The 14265-nt window shown below is 73.7% G+C and carries 11 protein-coding genes, 1 pseudogene and 1 riboswitch; of the genes and pseudogenes, 8 read left to right on the top strand and 4 right to left on the bottom strand.

Annotation, left to right across the window (positions count from 1 at the left end; all coding sequences use genetic code 11):
* Positions 1 to 66 precede the first annotated feature (66 nt).
* The gene (locus tag ACIQWR_RS27270) at positions 67 to 291 is read right to left on the bottom strand and encodes a helix-turn-helix domain-containing protein (protein ID WP_354382253.1); all 225 of its coding nucleotides are present in this window, start codon (positions 289 to 291) and stop codon (positions 67 to 69) included.
* Positions 292 to 647: 356 nt separating this feature from the next.
* Complete coding sequence (locus tag ACIQWR_RS27275) at positions 648 to 2246, bottom strand: ABC-F family ATP-binding cassette domain-containing protein (RefSeq protein ID WP_404014635.1); 1599 nt, start codon at positions 2244 to 2246, stop codon at positions 648 to 650.
* Between the two features lie 278 nt (positions 2247 to 2524).
* Here ACIQWR_RS27275 and ACIQWR_RS27280 point away from each other — a divergent pair, with 278 nt between their 5' ends.
* Both ACIQWR_RS27280 and ACIQWR_RS27285 read left to right on the top strand, forming a co-directional pair.
* Positions 2525 to 3415 carry a neutral zinc metallopeptidase gene (locus ACIQWR_RS27280; protein ID WP_404014637.1) on the top strand — a complete coding sequence of 297 codons (891 nt, stop codon included), beginning with the start codon at positions 2525 to 2527 and terminating at the stop codon, positions 3413 to 3415.
* Positions 3416 to 3476: 61 nt separating this feature from the next.
* A complete protein-coding gene (locus ACIQWR_RS27285; RefSeq protein ID WP_399259130.1) occupies positions 3477 to 3872 on the top strand; it encodes a VOC family protein in 396 nt (131 codons plus the stop codon).
* An 85-nt stretch (positions 3873 to 3957) separates the two neighbouring features.
* Here the strand turns inward: ACIQWR_RS27285 and ACIQWR_RS27290 are convergent, their stop codons facing one another.
* Together ACIQWR_RS27290 and ACIQWR_RS27295 are read right to left on the bottom strand one after the other, a co-directional pair.
* Complete coding sequence (locus ACIQWR_RS27290; RefSeq protein WP_404014641.1) at positions 3958 to 5373, bottom strand: hypothetical protein; 1416 nt, start codon at positions 5371 to 5373, stop codon at positions 3958 to 3960.
* A gap of 106 nt (positions 5374 to 5479) precedes the next feature.
* On the bottom strand, positions 5480 to 6631 hold the full coding sequence (locus tag ACIQWR_RS27295) for an alpha/beta hydrolase (RefSeq protein ID WP_404014644.1): 1152 nt from the start codon (positions 6629 to 6631) through the stop codon (positions 5480 to 5482).
* A gap of 400 nt (positions 6632 to 7031) precedes the next feature.
* Here ACIQWR_RS27295 and ACIQWR_RS27300 point away from each other — a divergent pair, with 400 nt between their 5' ends.
* From ACIQWR_RS27300 to cobO, 6 genes and pseudogenes are all read left to right on the top strand, one after another.
* Entirely contained in the window at positions 7032 to 8315 is a 1284-nt protein-coding gene (locus ACIQWR_RS27300; RefSeq protein ID WP_404014647.1) for an anion permease, read from the top strand.
* Between the two features lie 20 nt (positions 8316 to 8335).
* Positions 8336 to 8557 carry a hypothetical protein gene (locus tag ACIQWR_RS27305; RefSeq protein ID WP_354382247.1) on the top strand — a complete coding sequence of 74 codons (222 nt, stop codon included), beginning with the start codon at positions 8336 to 8338 and terminating at the stop codon, positions 8555 to 8557.
* A gap of 103 nt (positions 8558 to 8660) precedes the next feature.
* Positions 8661 to 8808: riboswitch (cobalamin riboswitch) on the top strand.
* A 34-nt stretch (positions 8809 to 8842) separates the two neighbouring features.
* Positions 8843 to 9835, top strand: a complete 993-nt coding sequence (locus ACIQWR_RS27310; protein WP_404014649.1) for a cobalamin biosynthesis protein — start codon at positions 8843 to 8845, stop codon at positions 9833 to 9835.
* A pseudogene (locus ACIQWR_RS27315) lies at positions 9832 to 11448 on the top strand (cobyric acid synthase); the annotation flags it as partial. The gene ACIQWR_RS27310 and the pseudogene ACIQWR_RS27315, both read left to right, overlap by 4 nt.
* Before the next feature lie 22 nt (positions 11449 to 11470).
* Entirely contained in the window at positions 11471 to 13666 is a 2196-nt protein-coding gene (locus tag ACIQWR_RS27320; RefSeq protein ID WP_404014652.1) for a putative cobaltochelatase, read from the top strand.
* The gene (gene cobO, locus ACIQWR_RS27325; protein WP_399259136.1) at positions 13666 to 14265 is read left to right on the top strand and encodes a cob(I)yrinic acid a,c-diamide adenosyltransferase; all 600 of its coding nucleotides are present in this window, start codon (positions 13666 to 13668) and stop codon (positions 14263 to 14265) included. The genes ACIQWR_RS27320 and cobO overlap by 1 nt, the downstream gene beginning before the upstream one ends.

A 14265-nucleotide genomic window follows, 5' to 3' on the forward strand; every position in this document is an offset into this window, starting at 1 on the left:
AGCCGGCCGCACGGCCGACCGGGGGTCACCGAAGGAACTGTAGGAGCGAAGCCTGCGGCCTGTGCCTCAGGCAGCCGAAGTCGCCTTCTTTCCGCGCGTCGCGCCACCGCGACCACGCAGCGTGACTCCGGACTCGCTGAGCATCCGGTGGACGAACCCGTAGGACCGGCCTGTTTCTTCGGCCAGCGCCCGGATGCTCGCACCGGAGTCGTACTTCTTCTTCAGGTCTGCCGCGAGCTTGTCGCGCGCGGCGCCGGTTACCCGGCTGCCCTTCTTCAGAGTCTCGGCCACCCGTGCCTCCTCATGGGAAGTGCGCTCTGGACTTCTCATGATCACCCCTCTCGGGCTTCCTGGCCACCCATTCAGCAAGGTCCGCGCGAGCGCTTTTCCCGAGGAGTGGACACCCGAGCAGAGCGGAATCTCCTCTTCCACCCCTTGCCCTCCGTCACGCTCGGCGACCCAGGGTAGGAATCTCCAGGTCAGGACCCGCGCGGGAAAAACAGCGGGCCCCGGCCGCGCGACGGTGAGCGCGCGGCCGGGGCCGTTGTACAGGGTGCGGGAATACGAGACGTTCTCACTCAGATGATGGATCACTGGTGGGCCGAATGATCCATAAGGAACTGGATCAACGGCCCCGGCGGGGCGCGTCAGGCCAGCGACACCAGGTCCCGGTAGTCCGGGCCCCACAGGTCCTCGACGCCGTCGGGGAGCAGGATGATCCGCTCCGGCTCCAGCGCCTCGACCGCGCCCTCGTCGTGCGTCACGAGGATGACGGCGCCCTTGTACGTGCGCAGTGCGCCGAGGATCTCCTCGCGGCTGGCCGGGTCGAGGTTGTTGGTGGGCTCGTCGAGGAGCAGCACGTTCGCCGAGGACACGACCAGGGTGGCCAGGGCGAGGCGGGTCTTCTCGCCACCGGAGAGGACCCCGGCGGGCTTGTCGACGTCGTCGCCGGAGAACAGGAAGGAGCCGAGCGTCTTGCGGACGGCGACCAGGTCCAGGTCGGGCGCGGAGGAGCGCATGTTCTCCAGGACCGTCCGCTCCGGGTCCAGGGTCTCGTGCTCCTGGGCGTAGTACCCGAGCTTGAGGCCGTGGCCGGGGGTGACCTCGCCGGTGTCGGGCTTCTCGGTGCCCGACAGCAGGCGCAGCAGGGTGGTCTTGCCCGCGCCGTTGAGGCCGAGGATGACCACGCGCGAACCCTTGTCGATGGCCAGGTCGACGTCGGTGAAGATCTCCAGCGAGCCGTACGACTTGGACAGGCCCTCGGCGGTCAGCGGGGTCTTGCCGCAGGGCGCCGGGTCCGGGAAGCGCAGCTTGGCGACCTTGTCGGAGACGCGGACGGCGTCCAGTCCGGCGAGCAGCCGGTCGGCGCGCTTGGCCATGTTCTGCGCGGCGACGGTCTTGGTCGCCTTGGCGCGCATCTTGTCGGCCTGGGAGTTGAGGGCCGCGGCCTTCTTCTCCGCGTTCTGGCGCTCGCGCTTGCGGCGCTTCTCGTCGGCCTCGCGCTGCTGCTGGTAGAGCTTCCAGCCCATGTTGTAGACATCGATCTGAGCGCGGTTGGCGTCCAGGTAGAAGACCTTGTTGACGACGGTCTCGACCAGGTCGACGTCGTGGGAGATCACGATGAAGCCACCGCGGTAGTTCTTCAGGTAGTCGCGCAGCCACACGATCGAGTCGGCGTCGAGGTGGTTGGTCGGCTCGTCGAGGAGGAGCGTGTCGGCGTCCGAGAAGAGGATGCGGGCGAGCTCGACGCGGCGGCGCTGACCACCGGAGAGGGTGTGCAGGGGCTGGCCGAGCACCCGGTCGGGCAGGCCGAGGGCGGCGGAGATCGTCGCGGCCTCGGACTCGGCGGCGTACCCGCCCTTGGTGAGGAACTCCGTCTCCTGGCGCTCGTACTGCCGCATCGCCTTCTCGCGGGTGGCGCCGGAGCCGGAGGAGATGCGCTCCTCGTTCATGCGCATCTTCTTGAGCAGGACGTCCAGGCCGCGCGCGGAGAGGATCCGGTCGCTGGCCAGGACGTCGAGGTCGCCGGTGCGCGGGTCCTGCGGGAGGTAGCCGACCTCGCCGGAGCGCGCGATGGAGCCCGCGGCGGGCGTCCCCTCCCCCGCGAGGCACTTGGTCAGTGTGGTCTTGCCCGCTCCGTTGCGGCCGACGAGGCCGATGCGGTCGCCCTTGGCGATACGGAAGGACGCGTTCTCGATGAGGATGCGGGCGCCGGCGCGCAGCTCGATGCCGGTGGCGGTGATCACGGAAATACTCCAGAGCGGTGGGGACGGCGGAAGGGGGGCAGGGACGCGAGTCTTCGACGCCGCTAATCCGCGAGGAGATTTGCCATGGGAGCCATTCTACCGGGGGCGCGCAACTACTTTGCGGGGCGCCCGGCGGGGGGCGGGCGCCGACCCGCGTCCCCCGTTCGGCCCCCGTACGGCGCCGCCGCGGGGCCGGGCGTACCAGGATGAAGGGATCGGTACTCGCCGCAGGGGCGGACACGTGACCTCCCCCACTTCACGATGAGAGGGCGTGCGGGATGCAGTTCGACGACGACGCCAATCTGGACACATCCGAGGTCAAGGACGTCCGGAACAGCCGCATCCCCGGAGGTAGGGCCACCATCGGTGGCGGCATCGTGGGCTTCATCGCGCTGGTGATGGGGCTGCTCTTCGGGGTGGGGCCCGAACAGCTCGGGCTCTCCGACGGCAGCCCGGAGCCCGCCGCCACCTCCTCCTCGGCCGCCCAGGTGCAGCAGACCTGCAAGACGGGCCGGGACGCGAACGCGCGGGAGGACTGCCGGCTGGTCGCCGTGGTCAACAGCACGCAGGACTTCTGGAAGCAGGAGTTCACCAAGCGGGGCGGGCAGTACACCCCGGCGCAGACGGTCTTCTTCACCGGGAAGGTCGGCACCGCCTGCGGCACGGCCACCTCGGCGGTGGGCCCGTTCTACTGCCCCGGCGACCAGAAGGTCTACCTCGACCTGGGGTTCTTCAACGAGCTGCGGACCAAGTTCGGCGCGAGCGGCGGCCCGTTCGCCCAGGCCTACGTGATCGCCCACGAGTACGGGCACCACATCCAGAACCTGACCGGCACCCTGCAGAAGGCCCAGGACGGACGGCAGGGCGCGAACAGCAACGCGGTCAAGGTCGAGCTCCAGGCCGACTGCTACGCGGGGGTCTGGGCGCACAACGCCACCAAGACCCCGGACAAGACCACCGGGCGGCCGCTGATCACCAGCCTGACCGAGCAGGACATCAGGGACGGCCTCGACGCGGCGGCGGCGGTCGGCGACGACCGGATCCAGGAGAAGTTCCAGGGTCGGGTGACCCCGGAATCCTGGACGCACGGCAGCGCCGAGCAGCGCCAGCAGTGGTTCTACCAGGGCTACCGGACGGGCGACATGGCCCAGTGCAACACCTTCCGCTGACTGTCGCACCCTCCTGCGAGACTGGTGACCCGGGTCACATCGACGAGAGGGAGTGATCGCCGTGGCAGGTGTTCCGACCATCTTTCCGACGCTGCTCTACCGCGACGCCCAGGCCGCCATCAAACAGCTGACCGAGGCCTTCGGCTTCACCCAGGCCGCCGTGTACGAGGGTGAGGACGGCGCGGTCATGCACGCCGAGCTGGCCTACGGCAACGGCATGGTGATGCTGGGCAGCAAGGGCCGGGGCGGGGTCTTCGACGCGGCCATGGCCGACGCCGGCCCGACCGGGGTGTACATCGTGGTCGAGGACGTGGACGCGCACCACCGGCGGGCCGCGGAGCACGGGGTGGAGATCCTCATGCCGCCGACCGACCAGGACTACGGGTCCCGGGACTACATGGCCCGCGACGGCGAGGGCAACATCTGGAGCTTCGGGACGTACGCGCCGCAGGTCTGACCCCGCGGCGCGCACGTCGTCGGCCAGGGGGTGTCGTCGACGTCGCGTCGTCGCCCGGAGGGCGGCCCGACGTCGACGACAGGCCCTAGACCCCGCCGGTGTGCACCTGGAAGGCGGCGCGGCGCATCGCCTTGGCCAGGGCCGGGTCGGGGTGCGCGGCCGCCAGCGCCACGAGCACCTGCACGGTGCGCGGGTGACCGACCGCGCGGACCTCGTCCAGCAGCCGGGGCACGGTGGTGCGCACGGCCGAGTCGAGGTGGCGGGCCAGCAGCTCCGCCTCGCCGTGGTCGGCGATGGCCGCGGCGGTGTCGACCCACAGCCAGGTCGATTCCTCGCGGGTGAGCACCTCCTGGGCCTCGTCGGGGTCCACCCCGTCGTGCTCGGCGAGCCAGAGCAGGGCGTAGGGACGCAGCGCGGCCTCGCGCGATGCGGCCCGGACCTCGGGCTCGGCCCGGGCGCCGACCACGCGCAGCGCCTCGAAGGCCAGGCCGCGCAGCAGCGCGTCCTCCCCGCGGGCGGCGTGCAGCAGCTCGCTGACGGCGTGGCCGACCGGGCGGGCGGCGAGCCAGGCCTGGTATTCGGCGCGGGCCGGGCCGGGGGTGAGCCGGGCGCAGCCGTGCAGCATGGCCGCGGCCGACTGCTCGATGTTCCCGGCGGGGCTCTGCGCGGCCACGCAGATCTGCTCCAGCTTGACCCAGACCGCCCAGCTGCCGAGCGGGGTGAGCGCGGCCATGGCGGGGCCCAGGGTGACGGCGTCCACGGCGGCCAGGCCGCCGAGGGCCCAGCGCAGCAGGCGGGCCAGCGGGACGGGACGGTCGGCGGCGCCCGGCGCCTGGAGGTCGGACGCGGGGGCGTCGTAGGGGACTTCGCAGCGCTCGTCGCGCAGTTCGACGACGCGCTGGCCGAGCAGGTCCAGCAGCGCGGGGACGGTCACCGGGCCCGCGGAGAGCTGGAGCAGGGAGAGGACCTGGGGCATCGACTCGACCACGTCGGCGACGGCCGAGGGGGCGATGTCGGCGGGTGCCGGGTGGACGAGCGACCAGGCGTCGAAGAGCGCGACCCAGCCGCGCAGGACCGCCGTGTCGTCGCGGTCCCAGGCGCGCAGCCGCCAGCCGGGGCGGGCGTGGCCGCCGTGCACCTCGACGAGGCCGGCGAGGCGGGCGCGGTCCCAGCCGACCTGAATCTGGCCGTGCGTCAGGCCCAGGTGGCGGGCGGCCCGTTCGACGTCGGCGGCGGGCAGCGCGCCCGCGGGGGCGGGCCGGGACCCGTCGGCGACACCGAGGTGGTGTTCGGCCCAGCGTGCCAGGCGCACGGCGTCCGCCAGCGAGGCGCGGGCCCGGTTCGCGAGGTCGGGCGCGGCGGGGGTGCCCGCCGGCGGCCGGGGTGCCGGCCGGGTGCTCCGGTCCGTCACCGCCTTGCGGGCCGTGGCGACGGAGCGCGCAGAGACGAGTCGGAGTCTGGAGTCGCGAGCCAACTGCTCATCAGGCTTTCGGGACGTCACGGAAGCAGTCTCGCCCGTCACTGCCCGAAAGCCCAAACGGAACCGTTCGTTACCACTGGAGGGTGATGGTCGATAACGGGGCAAACCACCCTTCCCGCCACGGTGGCTACATAAGAGGGGTGAGGAACCTGCGCAGGGCTTCCTCGTAGCCCGCGGGGTCCGCGTTCCACATCGCCCCGTGCGGGGCGCCCGGGACGGTCCGCAGGGTGACGAGGTCGGGCCGGGCCGCGGCGAGGCGGCGCGCGGGCTCCCAGGGCGCGAGCGCGTCGTCCGGCCCGTGGAAGATCAGTACGGGCATCCGCAGCGCCGCCGGATCGGCCCCCGGGGGCTGCCGGTCGACCCGGAGCCCGGTACGGCCCTCGGCGGCCCGCACCGCGAGCGGGAGCAGTGCGGCCGGGGTGCCCCGGGCGGCGGCGAGCCGCTCCAGGGTGGTGCGCCAGTCCAGCACCGGGGAGTCGAGGACCAGGCCGGAGATCCTGCCGGCGAGGGCGGAGCGCTCCGCGGCGAGCAGGGCCATGGTGGCGCCGGTGGACCAGCCGTGCAGGACGACCCGGCGGGCGCCGAAGCGGAGGGCGTAGCGGATGGCCGCGTCCACGTCGCGCCACTCCGAGGCGCCGAGGTGCCCGAGGCCGTCCGGCGGGCGGGGGGCGCCGAGGTCGCCGCGGTAGGCGAGGTCGAGGACGGGGAGGCGGTGGTGGTTCAGGAAGGGCATGACCACCATCGGGTGTTCCCGGGTGCCGCCGAGTCCGTGGACGGTGATCACCCAGGTGTCGCGGGCGGCGGGCACGAACCACGCGGGCAGGGCGCCCAGCTCCCCCGGCACGTCCACGTCGGCGTGGTCGAGACCGAGCGCGGTGCGCGGGTCGCCCACGTGGATCTGGGGCGTCAGGCGGACCCGGGCGCCGGGGGCCAGCGTGCCGTGGGTGACCCCCACCAGGCGGCGCACGACGGTGTCCGGGTCGTGCGGGGCGTCGGGCAGGACCGCCCCGACGACCGCGTGCACCCCGGGCGCGGCCAGCGCGTACGTGCCGGACCGCAGGGAGGCGAGGGAGAGCGTCAGCGCGACCCGGTCCGCCGCGGTGGAGTGGACGGTGAGCCGGGGCCCGCCGGGCAGTGGCCGCCCGGGCTCGTTGCGCAGGGCCGCGTCGGCCGCGTGCCGGCCGACCGCGACCGCGGCGACCGTGGCCGCCGCGGCCAGGCCTGCGGCGGCGGTGAGGGTGGTGGTGACGGCCGCTGCCGTCGTCGTTGCGGAGCGCACCGCTCCAGTGTCGACCGGCACGCCCGCCCCGGCCAGTGGAGCGGTCGGTCCCGGCCGACGGAGCCGAGCGTTCCGCAGGGTCCGGACCCGGACCCCGACCAGGGTGCGGGCGGGGTCCGCCCCGCCTCCGCCCAGGCTCCGCTCCGACGCCGCTCCGGGCGTGATCTGGATCTCGTCCGGGCGTCCGGGCGAGTGGCCGGGCGGGTCGGAATGCCCCCGTCCGGCCGGTAGCCAACCCCGGCCTGACGTGCGTAAATCGATGGATCGACCTATCAACCGGGACGAGGGCCCCAAATCGACCCCCGACCGGTACACCGCTCCGCCCGTTCCAGTTCATCTTCCGTTCACCCAGATTGCCTACGGTCGGCTAGCCACTGACGTCAAACAGAAGCCTGGGTAAATGGAGCACATAACGCTTCTCCTCGGGATCGTGATCATCACCGCTCTCGTGTTCGACTTCACGAACGGTTTTCACGACACGGCCAACGCGATGGCTACCACCATCTCGACCGGCGCGCTCAAGCCCAAGACGGCGGTGGCCATGTCCGCCGTGCTGAACCTCGTCGGCGCTTTCATGTCCGTGGAGGTCGCCAAGACGATCTCCAAGGGCCTGGTCAACGAAGAAGGCATCCAGCCGGAAGTGATCTTCGCCGCGCTCGTCGGCGCGATCCTCTGGAACCTCGTCACCTGGCTGGTCGGCCTGCCGTCCAGCTCCTCGCACGCCCTGATGGGCGGCCTGGTCGGCGCGGCCGTCGCCTCCGCCGGCCTCGGCGCCGTCAACGGCGACACGCTCGTCACCAAGGTGCTGCTCCCCGCGATCGCCGCGCCGATCGTCGCCGGTGTGGCCGCGATGCTGGCCTCCAAGCTGACCTACAAGCTGGGCGCCAACGTCGACAAGAAGACCTCCGCCAAGGGCTACAAGGCCGGTCAGATCGCCTCGGCCGGTCTGGTCTCCCTCGCGCACGGCACCAACGACGCGCAGAAGACCATGGGCATCATCACCCTCGCGCTGGTCGCGGGCGGGGCGCTCGCGCCCGGCTCCAACCCGCCGGTCTGGGTGATCGTCTCCGCCGGCATGGCGATCGCGATGGGCACCTACCTCGGTGGCTGGCGCATCATCCGCACCATGGGCAGCGGCCTGACCGACCTCCAGCCGCAGCAGGGCTTCGCGGCCCAGACCTCGGCCGCGAGCGTCATCCTGGCCTCCTCCAGCCTCGGCTTCTCCCTCTCCACCACCCACGCCTGCTCCGGTGCGGTCATGGGTGCGGGTCTCGGTCGCAAGGGCGGCGTGGTCCGCTGGTCCACCGCCAGCCGGATGTTCATCGCCTGGGGCCTGACCCTGCCGGCCGCCGCCCTGGTGGCCGCGGGCGCCGAGCTGGTCATGCGCACCGGTGACGTCGGCGTCGCCGCCGTCGCCCTCTTCCTCGTCGGCTCCTGCGTCGCCATCTGGCTGATCTCGCGCCGCCAGGTCGTCGACCACACCAACGTGAACGAGGCCGCCGGCACCACCGCGGACACCGCCGCCGAGGCGCCGGGCGTGGTCACCACCGCGATCGCCGCCGTGGCCGTCCCGCCGGTCGCGGGCACCACCGCCGCGGTCACGGACGAGGCCTTCAAGGCGACCATCCCGACCCCGGCCCCGGCCGCTCCCCCGGCACCGGCGGCTCCCGCCGCCGCGGTCTGACCCACAGAGGAATCGGCAGTATGAAGATCGACTGGGCAGCACTCGGCTCCGTGTTCGGCGTCAGCCTCTCCGCGACCGTCGCCCTCGTGACCCTCTTCACCCTGGGCATCGTGGGCCTCTCGAAGCACGAGACCGCGACCGGCCAGGGCGGCACCGCCCACCTGGCGCGCACCGGCGCGTACGCCTGCTTCGCACTGTGCGCGGTGGCCGTCGGCTACGCGATCTACCTGATCGTCAGCTGACACCCCGGTCACCCCCGGGCGCCCCTCCCGCACCAGCACGTCCGAAAGCTCCCTCCGGCCCGCGGCCGGGGGGAGCTTTCGCAGGTCAACGGCAAGTTGACGGGCGTTCGCGGTGCGTGGTGGACTGCCCGAGCCAATACGGCGGCATGAAGAGGAAGTCCGGTGCGAATCCGGCGCGGTCCCGCCACTGTCACCGAGGAGCCGAAGGCTCCCGGAAGCCAGGAACTCTCGCCACCGGACACGTCGAACCAGGGCGCGGACCCTGAGTGAGGACCTACCTGCCACATGCGTGCCGATCGCGTTTTCGCGTACGGCGCGACGGCCGGCCTGATCGGCGACCGGATCCTCGGTGATCCGCGCCGCGGGCATCCCGTCGCCGCCTTCGGGCGGGCCGCCGCCACCGTCGAACGAGCCCTGTGGGGCAAGAGCCGCGCCCGGGGCGCGGTCCACGCCCTGGTGTGCGCCGGGGGCGCGGCCGCCGTCGGCGCGCTCGGCGCCCGCGCCGTGCGCTCCCGGCCCGCCGCCGCCCGCATCGCCCTGACCGCCGCCGCGACCTGGGCGGTGGTCGGCGGCACCTCGCTGGGTCGCGAGGCCCGCGCCATCGGGGGCGCGCTCGCCGCCGGGGACACCGAGGTGGCCCGCGAGCGGCTGCCGCACCTGTGCGGGCGCGACCCGCAGGCCCTGGACGACCAGCAGATCGCCCGCGCCGTCGTGGAGTCGGTCGCCGAGAACACCTCCGACGCCGTCGTCGGCGCCCTGGTCTGGGGCGCCCTGGCGGGAGTGCCCGGGCTGCTGGGCTTCCGCGCCGTGAACACCCTCGACGCGATGGTCGGCCACAAGTCCCCCCGCCACCTGCGCTACGGCTGGGCCTCGGCCCGGCTCGACGACGTCGCGGGCTGGCCGGGCGCGCGGCTGACCGCGCTGGCCGCCGTACTGGCCGGACCGGACCGGCGGGGCGCCGTACGGGCCTGGCGCGCGGACGCCGCGGCCCACCCCAGCCCGAACGCCGGACCGGTGGAGGCCTCCTTCGCCGGGGCGCTCGGGGTCCGCCTCGGCGGGACCCTGGCGTACGCCGGGCGCGTGGAGCACCGGGCGGTGCTGAACGGGGCGGCGGGCCGCCCGGTCGAGGTCGCGGACATCGAGCGGGCCGTGCGGCTGTCCCGCCGGGTGACCTGGATCTCCCTCGGGGCCTGCGTGTCCTTGCGGGTGTTGGTGGCACATTGCACGTCGGACCGCAGCGGTCCGGCCCGTACGACGAAGGCGAAGGGACGCGCATGAGCGGCGCACGGCGCGGCGGGGGGCTCCTGGTCGCCGGGACCACCTCCGACGCGGGCAAGAGCGTGGTCACGGCGGGCATCTGCCGCTGGCTGGCCCGCCAGGGCGTGAAGGTGGCCCCCTTCAAGGCCCAGAACATGTCGCTGAACTCCTTCGTCACCCTGGAGGGCGCCGAGATCGGCCGCGCCCAGGCGATGCAGGCCCAGGCGGCCCGGGTCGAGCCGACCGCCCTGATGAACCCGGTGCTGCTCAAGCCCGGCAGCGACAGCAGCAGCCAGGTGGTGCTGCTGGGCAAGCCGGTGGGCGAGATGAGCGCGCGCGGCTACCACGGAGGGCGCCAGGAGCAGCTGCTCGGCATCGTCACGGACTGCCTGGAGCAACTGCGGGGCACGTATGACGCCGTGATCTGCGAGGGGGCGGGCAGTCCGGCCGAGATCAACCTGCGGCGCACGGACATCGTGAACATGGGGATCGCACGGGCCGCGCGCTTCCCGGTGGTCGTGGTCGGCGACATCGACCGCGGCGGGGTCTTCGCCTCGTTCTTCGGCACGACGGCGCTGCTGTCCCCCGAGGACCAGTCGCTGATCGCGGGCTACCTCGTCAACAAGTTCCGCGGCGACGTCTCCCTGCTGGAGCCGGGCATGGAGATGCTGCGGGGCCTGACCGGGCGGGCGACGTACGGCGTGCTCCCCTTCCAGCACGGCCTCGGCATCGACGAGGAGGACGGCCTGCGCGTCTCCCTGCGCGGCGCCGTACGGGAATCCGTGGTCGCCCCGCCGGTCGGCGAGGACGTGCTGCGGGTCGCCGTCTGCGCGGTGCCCCTGATGTCGAACTTCACGGACGTCGACGCGCTGGCCGCCGAACCGGGCGTCGTGGTGCGCTTCGTGGACCGGGCCGAGGAACTGGCCGACGCCGACCTGGTCGTCGTACCGGGCACCCGCGGCACCGTGAAGGCGCTGGCCTGGCTGCGCGAGCGCGGGCTCGCCGACGCGCTGGCCCGGCGGGCCGCCGAGGGGCGCCCGGTGCTGGGCATCTGCGGCGGCTTCCAGGCCCTGGGCGAGTCCATCGACGACGAGGTCGAATCCCGGGCCGGGGTCGTCGACGGGCTCGGGCTGCTGCCCGTGCGCGTGCGCTTCGCGCGCGAGAAGACCCTCGCCCGGCCGAGCGGTCGGGCCCTGGGCGAGAGCGTCCAGGGGTACGAGATCCACCACGGCGTGGCCGACGTGCGGGGCGGGACCCCCTTCCTGGACGGGTGCCGGGTCGGCGAGGTGTGGGGCACCCACTGGCACGGGTCGCTGGAGAGCGACGGCTTCCGGCGGGCCTTCCTGCGGGAGGTCGCGCGCGCGGCCGGGCGGCGGTTCGTGCCGGCGCCGGACACGTCGTTCGGCTCCCTGCGGGAGGAGCAGTTGGACCTGCTCGGCGACCTGATCGAGGAGCACGCGGATACGGACGCCCTGCTGCGGCTGATCGAGTCGGGCGCCCCCGCGGGCCTGCCGTTCCTGCCGCCGGGTGCGCCGTGACGACGGCCCGGGCCCTGCGGGGGCCGTCCCCTACCCACCCCTTCCCGAAACCGGGCTCCGCCCGGACCCGCGCCTCAAACGCCGGCGAGGCTGGAATTGCCCAAGGAGTGAGCAACGCATGAGCACGCCCTACCCGTTCACCGCAGTGGTCGGCCAGGCCGACCTGCGCCTGGCGCTCCTGCTCAATGCCGTGAGCCCCGCGGTCGGCGGCGTGCTCGTGCGCGGCGAGAAGGGGACGGCCAAGTCCACGGCCGTCCGCGCGCTGTCCGCGCTGCTGCCGCAGGTCGACGTCGTCGCGGGCTGCCGGTTCAGTTGCGCGCCCGCCGCGCCGGACCCGGCCTGCCCCGACGGCCCGCACGAGGGCGGTCCGGGCACGGCACGGCCCGCGCGGATGGTGGAGCTGCCGGTCGGCGCCTCCGAGGACCGGCTGGTGGGCGCCCTCGACATCGAGCGCGCCCTGTCCGAAGGCGTGAAGGCCTTCGAGCCGGGTCTGCTGGCCGACGCGCACCGCGGGATCCTCTACGTCGACGAGGTCAACCTGCTGCACGACCACCTCATCGACCTGCTCCTCGACGCGGCGGCGATGGGCGCCTCCTACGTGGAGCGCGAGGGCGTCTCCGTCCGGCACGCCGCCCGCTTCCTGCTGGTCGGCACGATGAACCCGGAGGAGGGCGAGCTGCGGCCGCAGCTGCTGGACCGCTTCGGGCTGACCGTCGAGGTCGCCGCCTCCCGCGAGCCCGCGCAGCGCGTCGAGGTGGTGCGCCGCCGGCTCGCGTACGAGGACGACTCCGCGGCCTTCACCGCGCGCTGGGCCGGTGACGAGGCGGACGTACGGACCCGGGTCGTCGCGGCGCGGGCCCTGCTGGGCCGCGTGGTGCTCGGCGACGGCGCGCTGATGCAGATCGCCGCGACCTGCGCCGCCTTCGAGGTGGACGGGATGCGGGCCGACATCGTGATGGCGCGCACCGCCACCGCGCTGGCCGCCTGGGACGGGCGGACGGACGTGCGCAAGGAGGACGTCCGGCAGGCCGCGCTGCTGGCGCTGCCGCACCGGCGGCGGCGCAACCCCTTCGACGCGCCGGGGCTGGACGAGGACAAGCTCGACGAGATCCTCGACTCCTTCCCGGACGAGGAGCCGGAGCCGGAACCCGACCCGGAGCCCGAGCCGGAGGGCCCGGACGACGGCGGACCGGAAGGCGGCACGGACGGCGGACCGGGTGACGGACCCGAAGGCGGCCCCGACGGCGGGCCCGACGACGGCGGGGCGCCGCCCCAGGACCACGGCAGCGATCCGGCGCCGGAGTCGGCCCCGGAGTCGGCCCCGGAGGGGGACCCCGAGCCCGCAGCGGAGCCCGCGCCGGCCCGTGCCGACGCGGCCGACGGTCCCACCCAGGCCGCCGTGGGGGCCGCGGACCCCTTCCGGACCAAGATGCTCAGCGTCCCGGGGCTCGGCGAGGGCGCGTCCGGACGGCGCTCGCGGGCCCGTACCGCGCACGGGCGCACGACCGGCGCCCAGCGCCCCCGGGGCCAGCTGACCAAGCTGCACCTCGCGGCGACCGTCCAGGCGGCCGCCCCGCACCAACTCGCCCGCGGGCGCAGCGGCCGCGGCCTGGTCGTGCGCAAGGACGACCTGCGCCAGGCGACCCGGGAGGGACGCGAGGGCAACCTCGTCCTCTTCGTCGTCGACGCCTCGGGATCGATGGCGGCCCGCAAGCGGATGGGCGCGGTCAAGGGCGCGGTCCTGTCCCTGCTGCTGGACGCCTACCAGCGGCGCGACAAGGTCGGCCTGATCACCTTCCGCGGGACCGGCGCCGAGCTGGCGCTACCGCCCACCTCGTCGGTGGACGCGGCGGCGGCCCGGCTGGAGCAGCTGCCGACCGGCGGGCGCACCCCGCTGGCGGCGGGTCTCCTCAAGGCCCACGAGGTGCTGCGCGTCGAGCGGCTCCGCGACCCCTCGCGCCGCCCGCTGCTGGTCGTCGTCACCGACGGCCGCGCCACCTCGGCGGGAGCGGCGGGCGGCGACGCCCGGGCGCTCGCGCGGCGGGCGGCGCTGCTGCTCCAGGGCCAGCACGTCGCCTCGGTCGTCGTGGACTGCGAGTCGGGCCCGGTCCGGCTCGGTCTGGCCGGGGTACTGGCCACCGATCTGGGCGGTCCCGCCGTGACCCTCGACGGGCTGCGGGCCGATTCGCTGGCCGGGCTCGTGAAGGACGTGCGTACCGCCGTGTCGGCGCAGCACCAGAACCAGAAGCAGAACCAGCACGCGCACCAGAGCCCGACCCAGACCCGGACCCGCACCCAGAGGAAGGCCGCCTAATGCCCCAGGGACAGCCCACCGTCGTCCCCGACGACGGACTCACCACGCGTCAGCGCCGCAACCGCCCGCTGGTCTTCGTCCACACCGGCCCCGGCAAGGGCAAGTCGACGGCCGCCTTCGGTCTGGCGCTGCGCGCCTGGAACCAGGGCTGGCCGGTCGGGGTGTTCCAGTTCGTCAAGTCGGCGAAGTGGAAGGTCGGCGAGGAGAACGCGCTCAAGGCCCTCGGCGAGACGGGCAAGGGCGGCCCGGTCGTCTGGCACAAGATGGGCGAGGGCTGGTCCTGGGTCCAGCGCGACGCGCAGCTCGACAACGAGCAGGCGGCCAAGGAGGGTTGGGAGCAGGTCAAGCGCGACCTGGCCGCCGAGACGCACACCCTGTACGTCCTGGACGAGTTCACGTACGCGCTGCACTGGGGATGGATCGACGTGGACGAGGTGATCGAGGTGCTGCGGGACCGTCCCGGAACCCAGCACGTGGTCATCACCGGCCGCAACGCACCCGAGAAGCTCGTGGAGTTCGCCGACCTGGTCACCGAGATGACCAAGGTCAAGCACCCCATGGACACCGGCCAGAAGGGCCAGAGAGGCATCGAGTGGTGA

Source organism: Streptomyces sp. NPDC098789 (genome assembly GCF_044759975.1).
GTDB lineage: Bacteria > Actinomycetota > Actinomycetes > Streptomycetales > Streptomycetaceae > Streptomyces.